A 23,954-nucleotide genomic window follows, 5' to 3' on the forward strand; every position below is an offset into this window, starting at 1 on the left:
CCTTGACAATTAAACAATAATGTTATAAAAATCGAGGAGGAATATTAAAAATGGCTATAAAGAAAAATGTAATATTAAGAAACCTATCAGATTACGTTCATTACGTTAGAGGGGTAAAAAAAGTTGGTAAGACTACACTGTTCAGAGATTTGGTACTACAGGAGTATGGAGATGAATCTAAAGGTCTACTGTGTTCATTCGGAGACGAAGATGGATTTAAGTCACTAGATAGACTTCAATATGAAGAGTTCACTTACTGGGATATCACAGAAGCAGATTATGTACAAAAGATAATGGATCAATTTGTAGAAAAGTTAGAGGAAACTCAAATGGATAGCATGACTACTGATGAAATTTATGTGAAGGCAGAAAAACAAACAAATCAATTCATAGAAAAATTCGGAAAACAAAGAGGATTTGTACAATTGGTTGATGATCTAGTATTGAATAATGACGAAATTGGGATTGAATTTATAGCTTATGATACAATCGACAAAATGATAGAAGTAGCAACAGTAGAAGTAATTAGATTGAGCATGATGGAAACAGGAAAGCCATGTAAGTCAATTAATGCAGCGTGGGGTGGCTACGGCGAAGGGAAAAAGAGACTTGCTAAACTTATACAAGACCAAACAACAAGACTTAAACAAATAGGGTTATGCCCAATGGTATTAGGCCATACAAAATACAAAGATAAAACTGATGAAATGTCAGGAGCTGAATATTCTCAATTAACAACTTCTTTAAATTCAGATCTTGATGCCATATTTGGAGACACCGCTCAGGTTGTGTGTACCATTTCAATAGATAAAATAATAGTAGAAGGTAAAATCACTGGAACTCAAAGAATGTTACATTTTAGAGATGACGGAATCGTTGATTGTGGTTCAAGATTTACAGGTATGCCGGACAGTATGGAATTAAGTTCAGCGAATTATATTGAGGCCTTTGATATAGGCGTAAAAAATTCATACTTGACTGCTCCACCAGTGACTCAACCAAAAGTAGAAGCTAAGACAGAGACAAAAGCTTCAAAAGTCAAAGCTGAAGTAAAAGAAGACGCTCCAGTCGATAATTCATCATGGGGAAGTACAGAAGCAGCTGAGCCTACTGAACCGGAATACGATTTAAAGACATTGATAAAGATGATATTGTCTACAATTAAACAAAAACAAGCACAAAAAGTTGCAGTTGTAGATATTATGAAAGTATTAACTAATAATGGAGTTACAGATCCTAACAAAATAACAGATGTTGAAGTAGCAAAGAAAATATTGCAAGAATATAAATAATATAAAATAAGTCCTCTAGTTAAATCTGGAGGACTTTTCTCAAAAGGAGATGTAAATTATGAATAGGAATAAGGAGATGATGGTTAAATTATGCCTCCTCTGTGGGATATGGAGTGCTGTAATAGGTATAAATTCTAATCTAAATAATAAAGATTTTAATGCAGATAAGTTAAGATATGAGGTCAAGGAAGTAAAGATAATCAAAATTGCTAACTTTGAGAAATTCATGAAGATTGTGGATATTAGTAAGAAGAAAATTGAAGCAGATAAGATTGTTAAGGCTAAGAAGTTAATTGAGGATAATAAAATCAAAATGATAAAGGCCAAGAAGTTAAAAGAAAATAAGGTTACTGCCAGTAGAGGTGGAGAAGTAGAATACAATATGGTTTTTACATTAACATTCTACACAAATCTAACAAGTGAGAATAGTAGTGCTGGAGGAATTAATTGTCGTGGAATTAAGCTTTATGACGGAATGGTAGCAAATAATAAATTGCCTTATGGAACTAAGATTAAGCTTGAAGGATGGGGTACTGTAGAGGTCTTAGATGTGGGTGGCAGTAACTTTGACGTATCTCATAGGCTAGATGTTTATGTGCCTAGAGAGGGTGGAGAGAGCGACAATGAATACTTCAAAAGAGTTCAGAGAATGGGTAAGGTTAAGGTTCAAGGAAAGATTGTAAAGTGAAAAAAACAGGAGGGAATCTCTCCTGTTAAATATTATCCATATTGAGAACTTTTAGAGCAGAAGCTTTGAGTTTATTATCATCTATAATCTCATTTGGCTTATCTAAAATAAGAACACCCCTTGTTTGAAGATACTCTTCAATAATTGCAAACATAACTTCCTTATCTATTTTAGAAGAATCATCATTAATGTCTTCTCTAATAAGATCCACTAGATATTTAGTCTTATTGGGTTGCTTATTCAAATATTCCCAGACATCAGGATATTGTTTAAAATCAAATGTTTCTCTTGTGGTGTTATTTCCCATTTACATCGTCCCCATATATTAAATTACCAACAACGAGTAAGCCTTTAGAACCATCATTTATGCAGTCATCAGAAATAGCAATCTGAGGGAATGTGGATTTTAATTGAGAAGAATAATCCAAACTGCTTCCTCCGGTTGCAAACAAATCAAGTGACTCAACATTCCAATTGTTTGACCTCATAGCCTTTTTAATCTTGTTCATATGCTCGTTAATGGTTGATTTAATTATATCACAGGAAGTAGTCATGAGAACACCATTAACTTTTATACCATTTTTAATAATACTAGGGAGTTCATAATCTTTGATATTTAGATTAAACTTTGTATCCAATTTCTTTTTAATCTCATTCTCAAGGATTATACTTCCTAAGTTTTCAGTAAACCCAGTTCCAGGAACGATGTTCATGTCAGACAAAACACAGCAATTAATTGTAAGTCCTCCGAAGTCTAATATTCCCCTCATTTGATTTTGGAACAACTTAGGTTGATTGTAAGCATGAGAAACACCTTGAGGAAATGTTATAGATTTGACTATATTAAACTTCTTAGGCTCTTCATTAAGCTTCGTCTCGAATACTCCAGTACCCTTTAAGTATGAAGCAAAATGATCTTTATTCTGGTTATAAATAGAAAGAGGATAGGAGCCTACAAGATAAAAGTCTGTACCTACAAAGTCAGAGAGGATAGATAGCCCTGCGTAAGTGATTATCTTATACATTTCATCCGCGGTCTTATCATAATCTATACTGGAAAGTTCTGCACCGGCGCCTACAATATAATCAGTATTATTGTAGTGCAATAAATAAGTATTATCTTTGTTCAAAATATCATTAGATTTTTCATACTTGCTACGTAAATATATAGACTTATCTTTTGTAGATATTTTAGTTCCGTAGTACCCATTATCTACACCTACTATTACTTTTGGTTTGTTAGCTTTAAATATTTCTTTGATTTGCATTAATACAACCCCCCCTATATTTTTCATATTGATATGAATTTTTTTGAAATGAAATTATGTGCTCAGTATGAAAGGATATGAAAATTTTCATATTGTAATTTGATTTTAGCATAATATTTGGGAGAAGTAAATATATTTAATATGAAATAGTATGAAAAAATATGAAATTGAAAATCAATAGAATTAATTAAATAAAAAATCATTCTTTGAAAACTGAATAACAGTATATTAACAATGTTATTTCTGATATGGTATAATGTCCTAGATTAATAATAAGTTTTTTAAAGGAGAAAATTATGCCAAAGGCGGATCAGAAGGTAGCAATACGTGGTGATAAAATAGAAATAATTAGGTCTAGTTATAAAAAAATTGCATTCGCGACATATGATAAAGAGCTATTTGACAAGATATCATCTGTTACATGGACTTTAACTAAAGATAGTGGCGGAAAAGAGTATATTGTTTCAAAAAAGTATGGGTCACTACATCGATTGGTTGTTGCTCATTTTTATGGAGAAGATTATGTTACGGAAGCGTACAAGCAAGGTTATGTTATTGACCACATGGACAATAATGGTTATGAATGTACGTATGAAAATTTAGTAACAATACCAAGAAAAGAAAATGTAGCAAAGGGACAAACATATGATATAGAAAGAAAAGAATCAATTAGAAAATTTGCTATTAACATAACACGTGACTTTAATACAAAAGAATTTCAAATATCAGTTATATTTAATAAACATATTGATATTGTAGAAAATGATATAGTGACACCTTTAAGTGTAATATATTTCAAATATGGCACAGATTATAAAACAACATTCATTGACGCAAGAAGCATAATTAATGACTTAAATTCAGGGGGGAAACTTAACTTAGGTCACTTAAGATGTGATAAATATAGCTATAAAAAAGCCGAAATAGTGTTTGCAAGCAAGGAAGATATCGAATCAGGAATGTACATAAAGGATGGTAAAATGTATATCATTCAAGGTTCTCCTAGCACAATAATGCTAAAGACTAATCATAATAAGGGATTACATGAAATTGAAGATATATAAGTATAATTATTTTAGATACCGTAATATTCGTCGGAATTTTACGGTGTTTTTACTTTTCATTTAAAAAAAAGGGTATATTGGCTATATCCTAAAATGACTATTTTAAAAGTTTATAGATGGAGCAAACAGTAATTATATATTTAGAAGAAAATAGTTAATTTATGGTACAATAAAATTGGCAAACTATACTAAGTCAATTTAGAGTTACATATTAAATAATAAACTATAAAAGGAGGAAGTAAAATGGCAAATTTTGAAGAAGGTAGGATATATGAGTTTATAGAAAATTTATACGAGGAATTAAGCAGAAAAGATGATGGATATCACCCTTCAACTCATGACGTAGAAGTATTTAAGAAAGCGTCAGTTGAGTTTAATAAGTCCGAAGAAGAACTCAAAGTAGTATATGATAGCTTTCAATCTATAGTTACTGGAAAAGTGACAGATAAAATAAATAAACTGCCTAAAGACAAAAGGGAAGAGAGAACAATGGAGTTATTAAAAAACATTATGAAAAATAATAGAGACTTACCTTATCATGAGCTTGAAGGCGCAGCAAGTGAGCCAATCAAGTCTGGTCTCGATACCATTAATGAAGAATACAAAAGCATAGCGGGAGACATTGGTAAGAATGGTTGGACAATACCGATGAACATGGGATTAGGAGAGTTGGACAAACTAAGAGGTGTTGATAAAAATATCAAGGTATATGATGACTTATTCTTAGATTACTATAACACCCCAAAAATTAAATTAATTACAAAACATGTTAACGCTAGTTCTATTGGAAAAAATCAAAAAGAATTGTTTAATAATGCGATAGATGCTTATGTGGAAGGAAAATACTTACTGTGTGTTACTGTACTAATTCCTGTTCTTGAAGGGGTTTTGTCAAGTTTTGGTGATGACAAAACAGATATTAGAATGATGAAAGTATGTAGGACAAACATGGATTTAACTGAGAAAGAGAATAAAATAATCACTCATTTAGTATGGATATCATTTTTTAATTTTATAAGTTCACTGTACGAGAAATCTCATTTTGATAAAGATGAACCTACTATTTTAAATAGGCATTGGATCTTGCATGGAAGAACAAATACAGAGTGGAAAGCAGAAGATTGCTTGAGATTATTCAATGCAGTTCATTCTTTAGTTACGATGATGGCCTTTGATAAATAGGCTGCTTCTTTAATATTTTTAGTAAGTTTATTATAGTAATTTGGGAAGGCTTAGTGTAGATTTTAGATTACTATAATAAATTTTTTTATTTTAACATTTAAGTTGACAATAGAACAATACTGTTATAATATATAAATATGGTAATTAAATAATAATATTGAGGAGGAAATCAAATTATGAGTAGTGACATTCGAGATATGGTTGAAGGGTACGAGTCAATTGGGAATGAACTAAATAATTTTCTTTATGAAGGCAGAGTAAAAAAAGGTATTAGAAAAGAGCATACAAAAGAAGAGTTAGAAATTATTTTGGAAAGCATTAGAAAAGAATGCTGGGAGAAATATAGTACGGGTGCATACTCCTTGGGATGGACTGATAAACATTAGCTGTTTATAATATAAAAATCTATCATAGAAGAGGGCTTTTAAAAGGTAGAAAGGAGAAAGAAATATGAATAAAATAGTAAAAGTTATAAGGAGCTTAATATTAAGCTATGACAAGAAACATGGTTTAACAGAAGATACTAAAGCAATCTATATATGCACCCATTTAGAGACCAGAAATAGGTATAAAAATGACAAGTATAAGATTCCATTTGATAAGCCACAATGTCCAACATTCAAAGATAATAGATGTTGTGGCGGATGTAGACTAGCTCCTGAATGTGATGACGTAGTAGATTGTAATTGTTTTGGTTTTTGCTATGCTGTTATGGGTGGAACTGACAAGAAAAGTATGCTTAAGAAAAGCAGCGAATATTATGGAATCGGAAGGATAGGCAAAGATGGAAAGTTCGACTGGGATTACTATTACTTTAATAGATTTAAATTAGAGTCAAAGACAAAGAAATTCATAGTTTTAAATATTGAAGGCAAGAAATATGCCGCAGAGATAAAATCAAGAGTTAAGAATGATGGGTCTTTCAAATGTTTTATAAAAGAGACTGGTTACTACAAAAATAGTAAATTTGAGGATTTGGATAAACGTCCCTCTTTATATGAGACATATGAAAGCGCAAATAGATGGATTTAGCTCTATTAAAAGAAGAATTTTATATTAAACAATTAAACAATAATATTATAAATTAAAGGAGGAACGTATTATGAAGGGTAAATTATTAAGTGTTAAAGAGGTATGCAGTTTAGGAGGAGTAGCAAAAGAATACTATATAGAATCTACTAATTCAGTTGTTAAGGATGGAATTTTTGAGTACGGAGGTGGTAACTACTTTCATTGTTACAATAACCACGGTTTTAGTAAAAGTTGTGCAAGTATTAGAGATGGTAAGATTAAAGTCTATGAGTGGACTAATAAGGATGAAAGAAGGAATAATATTATGAAAAACGCAGTAGTTAAATTTCCAAATACATCAAAGCAATATCACTTCATGACAGATTTAGATTTAGAAACAGGAGATATGGTTGTTTGTGATACCGCAGTAGGAGTAACAGTTGCTATAGTTACAAGATTAGAAGAAGAAGTCTCTTCGTTAGCGACAAAATGGATTATAGGTAAAGTTGATATGGCTGCTCACACTAAAAGAATGGAGCTTGAAGCTAAGAAAAAAGATATCAAAGCAAAAATGGAGAAGAGAAGGAAGAAACTTGAGGACATTGCAGTATTCTCTATATTGGCTAAGGAGGATCCAGATATGGCTGAGTTATTAAAAGAGTATCAAGAAATCAATAATTAGAGATATAAAAAGAAGGTTCTATATGACTTTAAATAGAGGGAGGAATATTAAATGCCAAGATTAGAAAACTGGTCAGTAACAACAGATTATCAAAATGAATTCATGGCTCCAGAATTAATGATTAAAAGACTTCATGGAAATGTTTATGGCCATCCAAGTTTTAATGATGGAGACCCGGTAAGTACATCTACTCTTGAGAAATTTGATTATAAGAATAGAGCAGCTAAGACGAGAAGTGGAACAGAGTATGAGTTAGGAGAAATAGACAAAGATTATGAGAAATATGTGGAAGAAAATAATATAGTATTGGAGGATTATTAAAATGGGAGAAATAAAGAAATATACTGATATCGTTAGGCTTGGTCATAAAATGACAGTTGGGTATTATCTCCAGGAGATCACATTACAATAACAGAGAAAATTGACGGAGCTAATTCAAGTTTTGTACCGATAGAGCTTGGAGTAGATTGTTTTTCAAGGAATATACAGGTTACTCCAGACAATACTCTAAGAGGATACTATGGTTGGATTCAAGAAAATATCGTTTCAATAAAAGAAAAACTTAATCCCAAGTATAGATACTTTGGAGAATGGTTAATTCCACACAAAATTGTGTATAAACCTGAGTACTATAATAATTTTTATCTATTTAATGTTTACGATGAAGATTTGGGAGAATATCTTTCAGATAACATCATGAGAAGTGAAGCAGCTAGATTAGAAATTAAAACAGTACCATTAATATACGAAGGAGAATATATATCTTTTGAACATTTAATGTCTTTTGTTGGTCAATCTGATATGGCTGTAACCTTTGGAGAAGGAATCGTAGTTAAGAATGTATCCTATAAGGACAGATATGGGCATCAAGTATTCGTTAAATTAGTTCATGAAGATTTTGCTGAAATTCAAAAGCAAAAGAAACCTAAAGATCCTTCTGTAATCACTCAAGAACAAGTCTTCGTAAATACTTATTTGGTTGAAGCCAGAGTAGATAAAATGTTGCACAAGTTAGTAGACGAAGGTATTCTTGATGAAAATTTTGGGATAGAAGATATGGGAATGATTTTAAAAAATCTTAATACAAGAATATACGATGATTTAATCAAAGAGGAGTCTGATTATCTTCCAGCAGAATATGAGGATAAATTATTAAGAAAAGCTATTGGAGGGAAGTTACCAAAAATAGTTAAACAAATACTATAACAATTAAACAATAATATTACAAATCGAGAGGAGATTTTATAAATGGTAATAGAGAGTAAAGTTTTAGTAGGTTCGTCAAGAGTTGAAGGAGTCGTTAAAGATATCGAGGAGACAACAGGATCGGTATTGGTTGAACATTTGATAATTGTAGACGGAAAGAATAAAAACGTAAAGCAATGGTACCACGAAAATACTGTAACAGAAGTAGCTAATGAAGAAGAGCTTAATAAGATAGTAGCGGAGATAAGTACTACTACAAAAAAATCTGCTAGAAGAATAGATGATGCCTTGAAAAAAATCGAACTAGGTGTTCTTCCTGAGAAGAGTGATTCTGATGGGGAGTAAAGTTAAAGAGACTAAGCCAAAGGTTAATAAATGCAAGTATTGTACTGGGATAATTGAGGATGCAGATTTAATTGTTTGCCCTCAGCTAGACATGAAGAGGGATTTTAAATATAAGAAAAACTCAAAGAAAGAGTTCGTAAAAGATGCTAATGGGGATTTAATACTTGTTACGTTCAAGGCTCATAAGCAATGTCATGAGAAAAAGGAAGCAGAGAGAATCGCTTGGACTAATTTATATGAGTATGTGAGAGAGGAGTATTTTGAGAAGATTGTTCCTACTCCCATAACGATTAGGATGCAAGACTTATTTAATGGTACTAACCGTCTAGGTGGGATAATCAATTCAAAAGAGGGTTATAAGTATGACACGATTTATCATTGTTTTGTAGAGAGTGAAAATGATATAAAAAAAGCTATTTCTAATAAAGTATTTAATAGTGAAGGACAAAAAGGAAATTATATAATGGCTATTGTTGAGAGCCGGATAGGAAATTTTGAAGATTATAAAGCAGTAGCAGCTGAGAAGGACAAGCAGAACGAGATGTCTATAGATTTCAGCAAGATATTTATTCCTGTTGAAGCCAATCAAGAAGTTAAAGAAGATTACGATATACTAGACGATTTATAGGAGGGATTGGATGTCAGAAGATATTAATATACAGGACATTAGTACAGAGTCTCTTGCAATCGGAATGATATTAAACGATCCCAATATACTGCTTGGATATTTAGATTTAATAAATCCAGTACATGACTTTTCAGATGAAAATTTAAGGTTTCTATATAATCAAGTAATTGGGACTTATTTAAACCATGATGTTATTAGTGAGACGTCTGTAAATATTGAAATTTCAAAGTTAGAAGATGATCAACAGACACTATATAAGAAATTGGGTGGATACAAAAGCCTTCAAAGATTAGCACAAGTTGCAACGATAAATCAAGACTTTAAGAAAATCTATGGAAAGTTAAAAACTTTTAATGTTTTGAGAGAACTTCAACTAAAAGGATTTAAAATGACAGAGGAAATCTATGAAAAACTTAAAGATAAATCCGTTGAGTTTATTCTTAGAGCATATGAACTTCAATTAACAAAAGTAGGAACCCATATTGGAGGAGTAAACGATTCTGTTCGATTAGGGGATGGAATAGTAGATTTCTATGAAAAACTGAAACTTGAGCCAGATATAGGAATAGAAATACCTTTCAGTGGTCTTAATTATCTAACAAGGGGTATTAGAAAACGTACAGTTAATTCTTATCTTATGCTTTCAGGTCAAGGCAAGAGTAGGTTGATGGTTAGGATACTTGTTCATACATCAATTATTGGAAACACAAAGTTTCTAGTCTTAGTAAATGAAGAAAATTTGTCAGATTGGCAATTAAAAATCCTTACCTGTGTAGCAAATGTAGTCTTCTCAGATAAATATGGAGGATTAATAGTTGAAGAAAACGAGATAGCAAGAGGATTAACTGGTATGAAAGATGCTATGGTCAAAGAGGCTGCCGAATATATTCAATTGAACTCAAAGATTAGATTCTTTGAAACTCAAATATATGACTATGAGACTATAAGAATGACCTTTAGACAGCATAGATTAAGGTATGGAATTGAGCATTACATTATAGATACTATGAAAGCCTATAGAGGGAAAGGAACAGAAGGTATGGCAGAGTATGCAATGTATGCTTACACCATAGAACGATTTAAGGCCTTAGCTAAGGAGCTAGATATAAGTATCACTCTAACTCAGCAGTTGTTGGATACAGTCCAGGAGACTAAGAAAATGGACTCGACTCAAATTTCAGGCAGCAAAAGTACGAAGCATTCGATGGACACTATGGTTATGTACAGAAAATTAGATTATGCTGACAAGAAAAAAATTAAGGTGAAGATACAAATGGACGGTAATCCGTTTAATGGACAAGTACAGGATTTAGAAAAAGATGGAGTATATTATTTATGTTTCCTCGAGAAAAATCGGGCGGGATTAGACAAAGTGAATCTGATACTCAAAGTGAATGTTGGAGCGATTTTGTTCCAAGAGATAGGAACAGCCGTTTTTTCAAGTGGTAAAAAGAAAGTAGAAGAGGAGTGATAATTTTTGAGTAGAGGTGGACATAATTTTAAAGATTTAACAGGAAACGTATATGGGAGACTTACTGTAATTAAAAGAGCTGAAAATGACAAATGGGGAAAGGCTCGTTGGTGGTGTAGTTGTAGTTGTAAAAACGAAAACTTAGTTAGGGTTACAGGTACAGATTTAACAAGGAAAGATAGGCCTACTACAAGTTGTGGATGTTTTCAAAAGGAAAGAGCAGTAGAAGCTAATACAAAGCATAATCTTAGAGGAGCAAAAATATACACTGTCTGGGCGAGTATGAATCAAAGATGTTCTGATAGTTCTCAAGAAAATTACAAGTTTTACGGAGAAAAAGGAATTACTGTGTGTGAAGGATGGAAATCAGACTTTATAACTTTTTATAATGATATGTACGAATCTTATACAAGACATATAGAAAAGTTCGGAGAAAAGGAAACTACAATTGATAGAATTGATTGTGGAGGTAATTACGAATTAGAGAATTGTAGATGGGCAACTTGGGATGCACAACATTTAAATACAGCAATGTATGAAACAAATACGAGTGGTTGTAGCGGCGCATACTGGAGAGAACATTTACAGAAGTATGAATTGAGAATACACTTTTTAGGTAAAACATTACCTTTAGGCTGCCATACCAATCTCGAAGATTGTATAAGGATCAGAAAAGAAGCAGAGATAAAGTATTACAAACCAATTATAAAAAGTGGTACAACTTATCCTGTTTTGGAGAAAGAACCTTTGGTAATACTAAATCCGTCGTTTACTAGAAGGCCTAACAACAAAACAGTACCATTATAAAACTAGAAATTTATGAGAAGAAATATGAAGACATATCGGCAGTTACAATTATTTAAAAATAAAATATTGAAGTATCTATAGATAAGAAAAGTGTGCACACCTTCAGGCATGGAGGAAATTATTAATGAATAAAAAATATTTAGAATTATTCGCAGGTACAGGAATTGGTGGAATAGCATTAGAGGAAGCTGGTTATGAGAATGTAGGTTATTCAGAATTTGATAAATACGCTATACAGAATTACGACGCTAACTTCCCGGAAAGGACAAACTTCGGAGATATAACTAAGATAGATGAAAAAGCATTGCCGGATTTCGATATGATTATTGGTGGTAGTCCTTGCACTCAGATTTCAATGATGAGCAAAACATGGTCAGAAGATAAGAAGGTCAAAGGCTTAAAGGGAGAAGAAAGCTGTCTGTTCCATGACTATATAAGGATATTGAATGAGAAGTTACCAAGTCAGTTTATATTTGAAAATGTAAAGAATCTGATAAGCTCCAACAATGGAGAAGACTTCGCAATAGTGAAAGCAGCCTTTGAAGAAAACTATAATATAAAGGTTCAAACTTTAAACACATCTGATTATGGTTTGCCACACACAAGAAGAAGGTTGTACATTGTAGGTCAGAGAAGAGATTTAGGAGAATTTAATTTTGAGTTCCCAACTAAAATAATATCTAAATTAACTATGCAAGATTTATTAGACTATATAGTGGATGACAAATATTATCTAACGCAGAAAATGTATGACTGTATCATGAGTCCAGGGACTAAAGGCTGGATAAGTGGAAAGATGGAGATTAACTTACCAATAGCAAGAACTCTAACCTCTACAATGCACAAAATGCACAGAGCTGATACAGACAATTACATCTCCACAGACTATAAACCGGAAGGTAAAACAAATCTAAGAAGGCTTATTCCAAGAGAATGTGCAAGACTCCAAGGACTTTCAGACGATTACAAGATAGTAGTAAGCGATACACAGGCATATAGATTAATGGGCAATGCTATGAGCCTTAATGTTGTGCGTGCAATAGTTAAACAATTAAACAATAATATTATAAAAAGTAGAGAATTATTATAATGAATATCCTAAGTTTATTTGATGGGATGAGCGGAGGACAGTTAGCACTGGAAAGGGCAGCTGTGGCCGTAGATAAATATTATGCTAGTGAAATAAAACCTCACAGTATTCAGACAACACAAAAGAATTATCCTAACACAATTCAGTTAGGTGACGTTACTTTATTAACAGATGATAAATTAAAAGAATTGGGTGAAATTGACTTACTAATAGGCGGTTCTCCCTGCACGAATTTAACGATTACAGTATGTAATAATTATGATCACAACCAGGGGTTAAAGGGTGATGAGTCAAAACTTTTCTTTGAATATATAAGGATAAAGGATTTCTTAAACCCAAGATATTTCTTATTAGAGAATGTTGCAAGTATGACTGATGAGAACAAAAATATAATTACAAAATATCTAGGGGTAGAACCTGTATTTATAGATAGCAATATATTTTCTGCTCAAGATAGAGGTCGTTATTATTGGACTAATATTCCATTAGATCCGTTGCCGGAGGATAAGGAAGTTGTGTTAAAAGACATAATGGAATCTAATGTCGATGAGAAATATTATTATCAGAAAAACTTTAAATTTAATGGGTGGGATAAAAAAATCATAGCGACATTAGATGTAAACAGCCACGATATAGGCAAAAGAGTTTATAATCCTAATATGAAATGTGGTACTTTAACTGCAATCAACGGAGGATACCATGAAAAGAAAGTCTATGATAATGAACGATGCAGAAAACTAACCCCAATTGAGTACGAAAGGCTACAGACAGTCCCCGATGGGTATACAGAAGGTGTCAGTGATACAAAGAGACGTTCTATGCTTGGAGATGGCTGGACAATTGATGTAATAGCTTATATTTTTAAAAACCTAAACAATAGAATAATAATATAGAATAGTCCTTTTAATGTATTGACAATAGAACAATAATGTTATAATATATAGGAGTAGACAAAATATTTTGCAAAGGAGGTGGTGATAATCAAAGCTAAGGAACTAAAAGAAGTTTTGGATGAAGACAGAATTATTTTCATTCTGGACAGCATTGGTTGCCATCACATCAAACCAAGTACAAAATGTGTGACAGCGGCACTCCCGGATGGAGATAACGAAAGCAGCGTCTGCTGTTATACAGATAATGAAAATTTTCATGTTGATGTTCACACAAGGTCAGCATTTCAGCTCATTAAGCATAGAGACATACTCACTCTAGTCGGCTTTATTAAAGGGATTTCTTTCCCTCAATCAATGAAGTACGTGTGTAGCCTCTTTGAATTAGATTTTTACGTTGACAAAGAATCAGAAGTACCAAAATTTCTTACATGGTTAGATTTTGTAGAGACAGGTGAAATGAAAGATTCAGATACTAAAATAACACCGTTGCCGGAAATCATTTTAGATCAATTCTTCATGGGAGCCTGTATGAAGTGGTATAACGAAGGAATAACAATCGAGGCCATGATTCACTTTGAATGTGGAGTAGACATTCAATCAGAAAGGCTTATCTTTGCAATCAGAGATAATGTCGGAGCACTCATAGGTGTAAAGGGTAGGCTACTAGATGATAGCAAAGCCGATGGAAATAAGTATATGTACCTTTATAGTTGTGGAAAATCTTTGTTGCTCTTTGGGCTGTATCAAAATTATGAGGATATTATCAAAGCAGGAGAAATAATTGTACTGGAGTCAGAGAAAAGTGTAATAAAGCTGTGGGGAATGGGTTATAAGAATTGCGTTGGAATCTCAGGTAAGTGTCTGAGTGATACACAAGTTGAACTGGTATTAAGATGCAATGTAGATATAGTTATAGCATTTGATAAGGATGTTTCAGAAGAAGACGTGCAAAGTAACCTAGATAAATTAAATTTCCCCGTGAAGACTCAGAAAGTATCAGTCATCAGAGATCCATTAAACCTATTAGCTGAAAAGGAATCGCCATGTGATTGTGCTGAAACTTGGAAAATATTATATGAGAATTTTAAGGAGGAGATATGAATGACAAAACATTCAGATATGATAGGTCAAGTTTTTAATAGACTTACAGTTATATCTTATTATGGAGTGGATAAAGGAAGACGTATTTTATGGTTATGTAGATGCAGTTGTGATAATGATAAAGATATTATAGTAAACGGAACTAGTTTAAGAAATGGACATACACAATCTTGTGGCTGTCTGAAGAAGGAAGCTGGATCAGCTAGAAGTATTGATATAACTGGACAAAAATTTGGGCGATTAACAGTGATATCTCACAATGGAAGTAATGAAGATCGTAGAAGTTTATGGCTTTGTAAATGTGATTGTGGTGAAGAAGTTACTGTTACAGGAAAAGAATTAAGAAATGGAAGTGTTCAATCATGTGGTTGTCTTAGTCGTGAGATTAGCTCAAAAAATGGAAAATTAAACAAAAAATATAGTACTTATGATTTAAGTGGTAGTTACGGAATTGGTTATACTAAAAAGAATGAACCATTTTATTTTGATTTGGAAGATTTTGATAAGATTAAAGATATCTGTTGGAGATATAATACAGATGATTATATAGCAAGTGATAAGGTATTAATGCATCGTCTAATTATGGATTGTCCAAAAGATATGGAAGTTGATCATATTTATCGTGTTCATCACGATAATAGAAAAAGTGAACTAAGGATAGTTACCAGTAGCCAAAATAATATGAATGCTAAAACTAGAAGTGACAACATATCTGGTGTGAAAGGTGTATATTTTCACAATGATAGTATGAAGTGGGCTTCAAATATAAAGGCAGGAGGAAAATGCTGGTGTAAAGAGTTTATTAAGAAAGAGGATGCAGTAGCTTATAGAAAATTATTAGAAATAAAATATCATGGTGAGTATGCATTAAAGAAGAATCCGGAGACAACAATTAAACAATAATATTATAAAGGAGAAATAGTTATGGCAAAATTAACAAAGAAGAGATGTAAAATGTGTGGTACTAAAATAGATCCAGAAAAGGTAGTAGTCCATGAAGGTGATAATTACTGTTCTCAAAGTTGCGTAGATTGGCATATTGAAACCTTTGAACAGGATGAGGAGGTAAAACCTATTGATTAAAAAGGAATGGAATATTCTAAATAAAAGTCCAGGTACAGATATAATCAAGTCTACGTTAGCGGCCAGAGGGATAAAAGATATGGTTCATTTCTTGCAACCGAGGGAATCAGATTTATTGCCATTAACTGACTTAGATGAGATAGAAGAAGCAGCTGAGATTATTATAAAGGCCATTAATGAAAAGAAAAGGATCCATGTGTTCCCGGATGTCGACGTGGATGGAGTAACGTCAGGTTGCATTATATATCAATATTTATCTTTCTTCACAGATAATATTACCTGGTCGATAAACAAAGGTAAGGTTCATGGGTTATCAGCACAAGACCTTGAGAGTTATATAGATAACATCGATTTAGTTATTGCAGTTGATTCTTCATCAGAAGATATAGAACAACAACAATTCCTTAAAGAGAATGGAATTAAGGTAGTTATACTGGATCATCATCCTGCAAAACATTCAAAGTACGCTACAATCGTCAATTGCCAAATGGGTGATTATAAGAACAGACATCTTTCAGGAAGTGCGGTTGTATTTAAGTTTGTGAAGTATCTCGATGAACTATTAGGAACAAATTATAGTGATGCATTATGGGACTTAGCTACTGTAGGTCTAATTGGAGATACAATGGAAGTTGGAGAAAATAACCTTGAAAATAGATATATTTGTTCGAAAGGATTCAACTCATTAACAAATATTGCTTTGAAACAGATTATAGGAAATTACACTTTTAATGGTACGTCAGTGAGCTATAGTATTGCACCTTTAATTAATGCCGCCCAACGTATGAATCGTAATCATTTAGCATTTGAGCTGATAATCGAAAATGATAAAAAGAAATGTAATAAGATTATTGATGAGATAAAAGAGTTAAAGATAATTCAAAATATCCAAAAGGATAAGTTAGTAGACGATTTGACGTTCACTATAAAAGCAAATGAGTTAGACAAGCAAAAAGCTATTTGTTTACTTATAGATGAAGTTAAGAATGATGATCAAGGTGATATCGTTGGATTAACTGGAAATATTCTTAGTGCTGACTATATGATGCCTGTTATAATAGTCCATCCTATAGGAGATGGAGAGAAATTAGGAGGATCTATTAGAGGGTATGGAATTAAGAGCTTTCAAGATGTAGTGAACAGCACTAAATTAGTTGTATTCTGTAAAGGTCATCCAAATGCAGCAGGTATTGAACTCTATGCAAAGGACTGGGATAAATTAATAGTTGCCATAAATAAAAAATTAGCTAAAGTGAAATTCAAAGTTGAAGAGACCGCAGATGTAGTTTTGAAACCTGAACAAATTACAGTAGACTTAATTAAAAAGATGGAATACATCAACACAATTTCAGGTAAAAACTTCCCTCCAATTAAAATAGTGGTTGAAGATATTGAAATCGATGATATCGTCACTATGCAAAAGAAGCATATTAAATTCAGCCAAGGTGGAATCGAGTTTGTAAAATGGAATAGCTACGGGGAGCTAGAGAATTTTAAGTCTAACACAATAGGAATTTACAAAACTTGTGATGTACTTGGTACTATGGTAATGAATAACTTTAGAGGAAAAGTAAAGAAGCAAATGGTTATTCAGGACACAAGGAACTTTCAAGACAATTTAGAGTTTATGAGAGAATAACAATTAAAGGATAATATTATAAATTCACAGATCTATGAGAATAATATTTATTTTCAAAAGTCCTTGTCTAATAGTAGTTAATTATATATACTATAAATATAACAACTAAACAATAATGTTATAAAAGGAGGAATGTAAAATGTCATTAACAAAGAGAAATTTAGAAATGACTTTCGAGAACGCAGTAAATACCAACGCTTTATATGTAGGTGTAAAAATCTCAACAGCAGGTAGCTTGGCTCCAGAGGTAATTATTAATCCAAAAGATAATTTCAATGATAAGTTAGAATATTACAGAGAAAAATATGATGAGGATTTAGTATTGAAAAGCTACAGTGGAATCAAGATTATTGGGCTGACTTTTGCTAATTCATATGAAGATATAGAATGTGATTTTGAAGATTCAGTGGAGTAAGTTAAAAGAATGATTTTATAAGACAAAATTAAATTATATGGAGGTATTATGTTATGGAAGAATGTGGCGGTATTAATCTATTAGTAGGTAAAACAATAAATAAAATAAAGGTTAGTGAAGGTAAAGATGAAATTATTTTTTATTGCAAAGACGATGAAGTTTTTGAAATGTGTCATAATCAAGATTGTTGTGAACATGTAGAAATAGAAGATATAGATGGAGACTTGGCTGATTTAATAGGAACTCCTATATTACAAGCAGAAGAATCTGAAAGTGGTGAAAATCCTAAAGAATGTAGTGATGAAAGCTTTACTTGGACTTTTTATAAATTAGCGACAATAAATGGATATGTGACTATAAGATGGTATGGAGAGTCGAATGGTTATTACTCTGAATCGGTAGACTTTTATTTAGTAAGAAATAACAAATAATAATAACAATATGGAGGTATTTATGCAAGTAAAAGAATGGTTAGATACACAATTAGGTCAAGATATTTGGAACAACAAATACAGATATGATAATGAAAGTTTTGAAGGATGGTTAGATAGAGTTTCTAATGGGAATCAAGAATTAAGACAACTAATTGTAGATAAGAAATTCCTCTTCGGTGGAAGAACGCTAACTAATTATAATACAAATAAACCAGGTGCTTCTACAAGTAATTGCTACTCAAGTGGATATGCTCCAGATAGCCTAGAGGGTCTGCTAGAGCTCAATAAAAATATAGGATTGACATATAAAGTACAAGGTGGTCAGGGATTATCATTATCTAAGATAAGGCCAAAAGGATCTAAATTATCAACTTCTTATGAGACTGATGGAATTGTACCATTTATGACAATCTTTAATACTACTACAGCAAGTGTATCCCAAGGTGGTTCAAGGAAAGGTGCATTGATGATGTCATTAGATGCATGGCATAAAGAAGCTCCTACATTTATAAGAATTAAAAGCCAAACAGGAGCTATCGAAAAAGCAAACTTATCATTAGAATTTGATGATGAATTCATGGAATATGTTAAAAAAGATTATGAAAGCGGCAAAGAAACTATTGTCAATAGAACATTCAAATATGAGACTGGCAGTATAGATTATGTAGTCGTGCCAATTAAATTATATAAGGAGTTTTGTGGAATAGCTCATGAATGGGCAGAACCTGGGGCTATCTATACAAAGAGATTCAGAAATTATAACCTAATGGAATTTGATAATGAGTACATGGTAATTACTGGTAACCCATGTGGAGAACAACCGTTGCCCAAAGATGGGGCATGTAACCTTGGGTCAATTAATTTATCTGAATTTGTTCTTAACCCATATACGGTAGATGCAGGATTTGATTGGTTAAACTTTAGTAAAGCGGTAAAAGCATCTATTAAATCACTTGATGATGTTATAGATTATGGATATCAATATCATGCATTGCAGTCTCAGAAAGATATGGCTTTTAATTATAGGAATATAGGGTTAGGTGTAATGGGATTAGGTTCAATGTTCTTTAAGTTAAGATTGGTCTATGGGAGTTTAGATTCTATAACATTAATTGATAAAATTATACAAGTTATGTTCAGAACATCAGTATTTACTTCAAATAAATTAGCAAGAGAGAAAGGAACCTTCCCTAAATATAAAGATGTAGTTTTTGATTCTGAAATTATTAAAAATCATTTTACAAAAGAAGAGATTGAGTATTTGAGAGTTGACGGATTAAGAAATTGCAGCCTACTAAGTGTAGCCCCATCAGGAAGTATAGCAACAATGTTGAATGTAACTACGGGAGTAGAACCAGCATTTAGAATTTCTTATAAAAGAAAAACTGAATCTCTCCATAAGAATACAGATGTATATTACGATGTCTGTATCAAAGAAGCAGATGAATATAAAAAGCTATTTAATACCGATGATTTGCCTTCTTATTTCGTATCATCAGAGAGTGTAAATTATGTAGATAGAATAGAAATACAATCAGTAATTCAAAATCATATAGACACAGCGATATCCTCAACAGTAAATGTTCCTAATGAATTTACAGTAGACGATGTAGAAAAATTATATATATTAGCATGGGAGAAAGGACTAAAGGGAGTTACTATTTATAGAGATGGCTGTTTAAGAGGTGGAATCCTTACTACTGGCGATACTACAGAAACTACTATTGAATTGCCAAGAGGAGCTTGGAAGCCGAAAGCAGCAGATACATTCTATTATGAAAGAAAACTGACTATCGGTTGTGGAAAGCTAAAATTATTTATAGGTTGGTCTGATACAGAGAAAGAGATACAAGATTTATATGTTATAAGAAGTGGACAAGGTGGTTGTGAAAAGAATATACAGACTTCTGTGATAGCTATGTCTGGCATGTTAAGACTTGGTGGGAAGTTATGTAATATTGATAAGGCCTTTGAGGGACTAGGCGGATGTAATAGTTTCGTAGCTCAGAGAGCAAAAGGAGAAAAACTTAGTAGAGGAGCCAGTTGCGGGACAGCTATATTAAATGAAATAAAATTATTCCAATCTGAAATAGAAAAGGTTGAAGTTGAAGTTTCTCTTCCAAAAACTACAATAGAGAGTATATCTTCAAAATCAGCAGAAGAAATATTATATTTGCAAAAGAATGGAGAAATTGCTTATGCCAAACATTTTAATAAATGTCCAGTATGTGATTCAGAATTAGAAAATAGTGGTGGATGTGTGATTTGTAAAGATTGCGGTTTTTCAAAATGCGACTAACAATAGAACAATAACATTACAGGGTGGCAACCAATAGCCGATAATGTGATGGACTCACATAAGGAGATAAGGATTATGGATATTAAAATAGTGTCAGATGCAGAAATGAGAGAAATGGAAAAGGATATGTTCTGTGGAGTATTTAAAAAGTCTTCAGTGAATGAAATTCCAATAAATAAACTTTATATGGCCAAAACAAAACCAAATGCAATTATACCTACTAAAAGGGAAGAGGATGCAGGGAGAGATATTTATACTTGTGAAACTGAAACAATAGTAATTGAGCCATGTTCAACTAGGTTAGTGGATACAGGAATAGCAATAGCTTGCAATAAAGCTTGGTTCCCTAAATTCTTTGACAAGGGTGGAATGGGAAGTAAAGGAATTATCGTAGGTGCGGGCGTGGGTGACAGTGGATATCGTGATGGTTATTTTATTCCTCTGATTAATACTAATAAAGATAAGTGGTTAGTTATAACTTCACAATCGAAAGAAGCTGTCGCAGAGAGTTCTGTATTTGATATGTTAGAGAGTAAATTCAATATAAATATGATCTTAGCTGGTGGAGTAGTAATAGCCGGGGAAGGTAGTAGGTACATTAATAAAAAGAATTGTATCATTAAATATTTAAATAAAGCAATAACTCAATTTGTAATGCTCCCAGTTCCGCCTTTGGAAGATGAAGAAATAAGCTGGGATAAATTGAAAGCAATAACATCCGAAAGAGGTATCGGGAAATTAGGATCAAGTAATAAATAGTATCTTAAAATCAGATATTTATGAGAGGAGCTATGATTAAAGGGTGACGTAACTATTGAAATTGAAAGTGCGAACGATGGTCTTTGAAAATTGAATAATACGGTATTAAAGAATAAGAATAATTGCTATATTTTACAAAAATAGTGATTATTCATATAAAAACATGCTATAATTACCATTAGTTAAGACAACATAGTAGAATATTGCGTCTTAGATAATAAAATAATAATTAATCGTATTGGAGGAGGTACAATGGAAAAAATGAGAAGTAGCTGGAGTAAAAAACAAACAGATGAAAAAGCACTGTCTGTACTTAGCAATGGTAGCTGGCGTAAAAAACAATGGAGTAAAAAACAAACAGATGAAAAAGTACTGTCTATACTTAGCAATATTTGTTCTATAAGCATAATAATATTTGTATGTACGCAGATTTTAGGTATTTGGAAAACTGAAGCAGATGTAATTGTTCCATTGATAGGTGTGTCAGCGTTAATTCAAGCCATTCAGAATTGGAAGAAGAATAAAGAAGTTGATAAAGTTAGTGTATGCGCTATGATACTTGCTTTGGTGTTTTCAATTTTTGAATTTATAATAAAATAAACTCAAATTTGTAAAATGGATTGGATTAGTGAAAGTAACACAATTCTAATTGTGTTACTTTCACATTGTGGCTATTACCTATTCCTTTAAAATTTCATTTTCAATGTAACTTATTGTATTGATTTGTTACATTGAATGTATTATAAATTGATAATTATAATAGTAATCTACAGTAAGTTTCTTGCACAATATTCTAATTAAACGTCACATCTATAAAAACCGAATGATTCCTTAAAATGCCGTATTATTCAGAATTGAATTTTACGGTGTTTTTACGTCGCACTCCAATTAATATCTGAAGTTATATGTCAAATAGCTTCAGATATTAAAAAGTTATTTTTCTTTACCAATATTAAAAAGATTTGTACATTGAACTGCTATAGCACTAATGAATTTATTCGCAACGTCTTCTGAATCACCAAAATTAATAGTTACAGAACCACCTCCAAGAAATGCTTGGCTAAGAGTCGCATGATTGCACCCGCCTCTATAACATGGTGGAAGTAGAGAGATTATAGCATTCCATGTACCTGCAACATTTTTATTTTTCCAGTCTTTTAGTGATAATGTGACCTTCATATTACCAACTCCTTACACTTATAGAATGGCTATATTATATCATCAATCAGTAAAAAATTACAATAAATTTAACAAAAATAAGAAAATTTGTAGGAAGATAGCTAGAAAAATAATCTTAGATCTATTAAAAACAGGAGACAGCTAAAACTAGGACTCGATAAAAGACTTATTTTATGAGAGGAGGATTAGCTTATGACTCAATGGTGCCTTGAACATCCCTGGATGACGTTCTTTATAGTACTAGCTTTACTAGAAATAGTTGGCAATGTTTTGGTAGCAATAATAAAATAAGAGGAGGATTAACTATGAAAAAAGTAAAAATTATAGGTGGAGATTTAAACGGTGAAGTATTTAAAGAAGATATAATTTATGAGGCTCTAAAGGTAGGAGAATTAACCATTGAGCAAATAGAAGAAAGTGTAGAGAACGTTCACGATTTTAGTGACCCACAGGATTATTTTATAATAAATCCAAACTATCCTAATGTAGCTATTTACTATTCAGAATATGAATTAGAATTTATGGAGGAGGAAATATAATGGAAAACAATATGAATTTAGAGGAATTTTTCGCATCAGTAGGTTTATCGGAGGAAGAACAACAAGAGGTATCTCAATATCAATTCGACTCAGAGTCTCAAATTGATGATGCTATAGAAAGCGTAAAGGTTCTTGATGTAGACGAAACAAGATTAAAAACTTTATATAAAGAAAAAGTTGATGAATTAAAATTTAAACTTGATTCTATGATCTTAAAGATTGATAAGAAACGTGAGTGGATATTGTTTAATTTGAAAAACTCGGTTAAGGCCGCAGGAGATGCTAAAGAAACTAAAACTATGTTTAAGAAAGCTTATCTTTCCGGGGAAATAATTATTAAGAAATCTGCTACTAAATTATTGAAACCTGAGCTCACAGAGGAAGAAATATTAAAGGACTTCAAAGATTATAAGAAGGAAAAAACAGAAGTTACTTTAGATTGGGCAGAGTTAAAGAAAGGTTTAAAAATCATAGATGGTAAAGTAATAATGGCCAGTACAGGGAAAGATATGTCTACTTTAATTTCCACAGAAGTAACAGCAGAATCAGTAAGTGTAAAATAAAAAACTTTACAATTAAACAATAATATTATAATAGAGGAGGAAATTATATGAAGTATTTAATCGGTATATTGTTCATGATAGCAGGAGTTGTTGGAGGTGTCTATTTAGGAGTTTGTGTAATGTTTATTGGAGGTATTCTTGGAATAGCCAGAGCAATTGACATGCATACAATAACTACAACTTTAGTGGCTATTAATTTAATTAAAATATTTTTAGCTTCATTCGTTGGTTGTGCGATTGCACTTGCAGGAATAACTATCGGTGCAGTAATCGCAGAAGCTTAACAATATAACAATAATATTATGAGGAGTGAAGG

Annotated in this window: 30 protein-coding genes; 27 read left to right on the top strand and 3 right to left on the bottom strand. The window is 32.0% G+C overall.

The window, feature by feature from the left end; genetic code table 11:
- Positions 1 to 50: 50 nt before the first annotated feature.
- Positions 51 to 1,292, top strand: a complete 1,242-nt coding sequence (locus G9F71_RS08735; protein ID WP_164948870.1) for an AAA family ATPase — start codon at positions 51 to 53, stop codon at positions 1,290 to 1,292.
- A gap of 58 nt (positions 1,293 to 1,350) precedes the next feature.
- Positions 1,351 to 1,980, top strand: coding sequence for a hypothetical protein (locus tag G9F71_RS08740; RefSeq protein WP_164948871.1), 630 nt, complete (start codon positions 1,351 to 1,353; stop codon positions 1,978 to 1,980).
- Between the two features lie 25 nt (positions 1,981 to 2,005).
- On the opposite strand, the gene G9F71_RS08745 is transcribed toward G9F71_RS08740, so the two are convergent.
- Positions 2,006 to 2,287 (bottom strand): hypothetical protein, encoded by a 282-nt coding sequence (locus G9F71_RS08745; protein WP_164948872.1) that lies wholly within the window; start codon positions 2,285 to 2,287, stop codon positions 2,006 to 2,008.
- Positions 2,277 to 3,248: a ParM/StbA family protein gene (locus G9F71_RS08750; RefSeq protein WP_164948873.1), complete on the bottom strand. Its 972-nt coding sequence runs from the start codon at positions 3,246 to 3,248 to the stop codon at positions 2,277 to 2,279. Before G9F71_RS08750 ends, G9F71_RS08745 begins: the two co-directional genes overlap by 11 nt.
- A 296-nt stretch (positions 3,249 to 3,544) precedes the next feature.
- Between G9F71_RS08750 and G9F71_RS08755 the strand changes: the two genes are divergently transcribed.
- The 22 genes from G9F71_RS08755 (at position 3,545) to G9F71_RS08860 (ending at position 21,957) form a co-directional block, all read left to right on the top strand.
- Positions 3,545 to 4,312 (top strand): HNH endonuclease, encoded by a 768-nt coding sequence (locus G9F71_RS08755; protein WP_164948874.1) that lies wholly within the window; start codon positions 3,545 to 3,547, stop codon positions 4,310 to 4,312.
- 243 nt (positions 4,313 to 4,555) lie between these two features.
- Positions 4,556 to 5,494 carry a hypothetical protein gene (locus tag G9F71_RS08760; RefSeq protein WP_164948875.1) on the top strand — a complete coding sequence of 313 codons (939 nt, stop codon included), beginning with the start codon at positions 4,556 to 4,558 and terminating at the stop codon, positions 5,492 to 5,494.
- A 176-nt stretch (positions 5,495 to 5,670) separates the two neighbouring features.
- The gene (locus G9F71_RS08765; RefSeq protein WP_164948876.1) at positions 5,671 to 5,880 is read left to right on the top strand and encodes a hypothetical protein; all 210 of its coding nucleotides are present in this window, start codon (positions 5,671 to 5,673) and stop codon (positions 5,878 to 5,880) included.
- A 64-nt stretch (positions 5,881 to 5,944) separates the two neighbouring features.
- Positions 5,945 to 6,526: a hypothetical protein gene (locus G9F71_RS08770; RefSeq protein ID WP_164948877.1), complete on the top strand. Its 582-nt coding sequence runs from the start codon at positions 5,945 to 5,947 to the stop codon at positions 6,524 to 6,526.
- Positions 6,527 to 6,596: 70 nt separating this feature from the next.
- On the top strand, positions 6,597 to 7,187 hold the full coding sequence (locus G9F71_RS08775) for a hypothetical protein (protein WP_164948878.1): 591 nt from the start codon (positions 6,597 to 6,599) through the stop codon (positions 7,185 to 7,187).
- Between the two features lie 51 nt (positions 7,188 to 7,238).
- Positions 7,239 to 7,508, top strand: coding sequence for a hypothetical protein (locus G9F71_RS08780; RefSeq protein ID WP_164948879.1), 270 nt, complete (start codon positions 7,239 to 7,241; stop codon positions 7,506 to 7,508).
- Positions 7,509 to 7,595: 87 nt separating this feature from the next.
- A complete protein-coding gene (locus G9F71_RS08785) occupies positions 7,596 to 8,393 on the top strand; it encodes an RNA ligase family protein (RefSeq protein ID WP_224626653.1) in 798 nt (265 codons plus the stop codon).
- Between the two features lie 42 nt (positions 8,394 to 8,435).
- Entirely contained in the window at positions 8,436 to 8,738 is a 303-nt protein-coding gene (locus G9F71_RS08790; protein WP_164948880.1) for a hypothetical protein, read from the top strand.
- Positions 8,728 to 9,366 (top strand): hypothetical protein, encoded by a 639-nt coding sequence (locus G9F71_RS08795; protein WP_164948881.1) that lies wholly within the window; start codon positions 8,728 to 8,730, stop codon positions 9,364 to 9,366. The genes G9F71_RS08790 and G9F71_RS08795 overlap by 11 nt, the downstream gene beginning before the upstream one ends.
- Before the next feature lie 10 nt (positions 9,367 to 9,376).
- A complete protein-coding gene (locus tag G9F71_RS08800) occupies positions 9,377 to 10,837 on the top strand; it encodes a DnaB-like helicase C-terminal domain-containing protein (RefSeq protein WP_164948882.1) in 1,461 nt (486 codons plus the stop codon).
- 6 nt (positions 10,838 to 10,843) lie between these two features.
- Entirely contained in the window at positions 10,844 to 11,644 is an 801-nt protein-coding gene (locus G9F71_RS08805) for a hypothetical protein (RefSeq protein ID WP_164948883.1), read from the top strand.
- A gap of 124 nt (positions 11,645 to 11,768) precedes the next feature.
- Complete coding sequence (gene dcm / locus G9F71_RS08810) at positions 11,769 to 12,734, top strand: DNA (cytosine-5-)-methyltransferase (RefSeq protein ID WP_164948884.1); 966 nt, start codon at positions 11,769 to 11,771, stop codon at positions 12,732 to 12,734.
- Positions 12,734 to 13,627: a DNA (cytosine-5-)-methyltransferase gene (gene dcm / locus G9F71_RS08815; protein ID WP_164948885.1), complete on the top strand. Its 894-nt coding sequence runs from the start codon at positions 12,734 to 12,736 to the stop codon at positions 13,625 to 13,627. The genes dcm (G9F71_RS08810) and dcm (G9F71_RS08815) overlap by 1 nt, the downstream gene beginning before the upstream one ends.
- 354 nt (positions 13,628 to 13,981) lie before the next feature.
- Positions 13,982 to 14,728, top strand: a complete 747-nt coding sequence (locus tag G9F71_RS08820; RefSeq protein ID WP_164948886.1) for a hypothetical protein — start codon at positions 13,982 to 13,984, stop codon at positions 14,726 to 14,728.
- Positions 14,729 to 15,631, top strand: coding sequence for a hypothetical protein (locus tag G9F71_RS08825; RefSeq protein WP_164948887.1), 903 nt, complete (start codon positions 14,729 to 14,731; stop codon positions 15,629 to 15,631).
- Positions 15,632 to 15,652: 21 nt separating this feature from the next.
- On the top strand, positions 15,653 to 15,811 hold the full coding sequence (locus G9F71_RS08830) for a hypothetical protein (RefSeq protein ID WP_164948888.1): 159 nt from the start codon (positions 15,653 to 15,655) through the stop codon (positions 15,809 to 15,811).
- The gene (locus tag G9F71_RS08835) at positions 15,804 to 17,450 is read left to right on the top strand and encodes a DHH family phosphoesterase (protein ID WP_164948889.1); all 1,647 of its coding nucleotides are present in this window, start codon (positions 15,804 to 15,806) and stop codon (positions 17,448 to 17,450) included. Before G9F71_RS08830 ends, G9F71_RS08835 begins: the two co-directional genes overlap by 8 nt.
- Positions 17,451 to 17,589: 139 nt before the next feature.
- On the top strand, positions 17,590 to 17,865 hold the full coding sequence (locus tag G9F71_RS08840) for a hypothetical protein (RefSeq protein WP_164948890.1): 276 nt from the start codon (positions 17,590 to 17,592) through the stop codon (positions 17,863 to 17,865).
- 53 nt (positions 17,866 to 17,918) lie between these two features.
- Positions 17,919 to 18,296, top strand: coding sequence for a hypothetical protein (locus G9F71_RS08845; protein WP_164948891.1), 378 nt, complete (start codon positions 17,919 to 17,921; stop codon positions 18,294 to 18,296).
- 22 nt (positions 18,297 to 18,318) lie between these two features.
- Positions 18,319 to 20,598, top strand: a complete 2,280-nt coding sequence (locus tag G9F71_RS08850) for a ribonucleoside-diphosphate reductase, adenosylcobalamin-dependent (RefSeq protein ID WP_164948892.1) — start codon at positions 18,319 to 18,321, stop codon at positions 20,596 to 20,598.
- A gap of 75 nt (positions 20,599 to 20,673) precedes the next feature.
- Positions 20,674 to 21,357 (top strand): deoxyuridine 5'-triphosphate nucleotidohydrolase, encoded by a 684-nt coding sequence (locus G9F71_RS08855; protein WP_224626268.1) that lies wholly within the window; start codon positions 20,674 to 20,676, stop codon positions 21,355 to 21,357.
- 252 nt (positions 21,358 to 21,609) lie between these two features.
- Positions 21,610 to 21,957 carry a hypothetical protein gene (locus G9F71_RS08860; RefSeq protein ID WP_224626270.1) on the top strand — a complete coding sequence of 116 codons (348 nt, stop codon included), beginning with the start codon at positions 21,610 to 21,612 and terminating at the stop codon, positions 21,955 to 21,957.
- Positions 21,958 to 22,290: 333 nt separating this feature from the next.
- On the opposite strand, the gene G9F71_RS08865 is transcribed toward G9F71_RS08860, so the two are convergent.
- Positions 22,291 to 22,536: a hypothetical protein gene (locus G9F71_RS08865; protein WP_164948893.1), complete on the bottom strand. Its 246-nt coding sequence runs from the start codon at positions 22,534 to 22,536 to the stop codon at positions 22,291 to 22,293.
- A gap of 305 nt (positions 22,537 to 22,841) precedes the next feature.
- Between G9F71_RS08865 and G9F71_RS08870 the strand changes: the two genes are divergently transcribed.
- Genes G9F71_RS08870 through G9F71_RS08880 form a run of 3 tightly spaced genes read left to right on the top strand, consistent with a single transcriptional unit; the run spans position 22,842 to position 23,922 of the window.
- Positions 22,842 to 23,075: a hypothetical protein gene (locus tag G9F71_RS08870; RefSeq protein WP_164948894.1), complete on the top strand. Its 234-nt coding sequence runs from the start codon at positions 22,842 to 22,844 to the stop codon at positions 23,073 to 23,075.
- On the top strand, positions 23,075 to 23,638 hold the full coding sequence (locus G9F71_RS08875) for a hypothetical protein (protein WP_164948895.1): 564 nt from the start codon (positions 23,075 to 23,077) through the stop codon (positions 23,636 to 23,638). Before G9F71_RS08870 ends, G9F71_RS08875 begins: the two co-directional genes overlap by 1 nt.
- Before the next feature lie 47 nt (positions 23,639 to 23,685).
- Entirely contained in the window at positions 23,686 to 23,922 is a 237-nt protein-coding gene (locus G9F71_RS08880) for a hypothetical protein (protein WP_164948896.1), read from the top strand.
- Positions 23,923 to 23,954: the final 32 nt, after the last annotated feature.

It is taken from the genome of Clostridium sp. FP2 (genome assembly GCF_011065955.2).
Lineage (GTDB): Bacteria > Bacillota > Clostridia > Clostridiales > Clostridiaceae > Clostridium_AD > Clostridium_AD tagluense.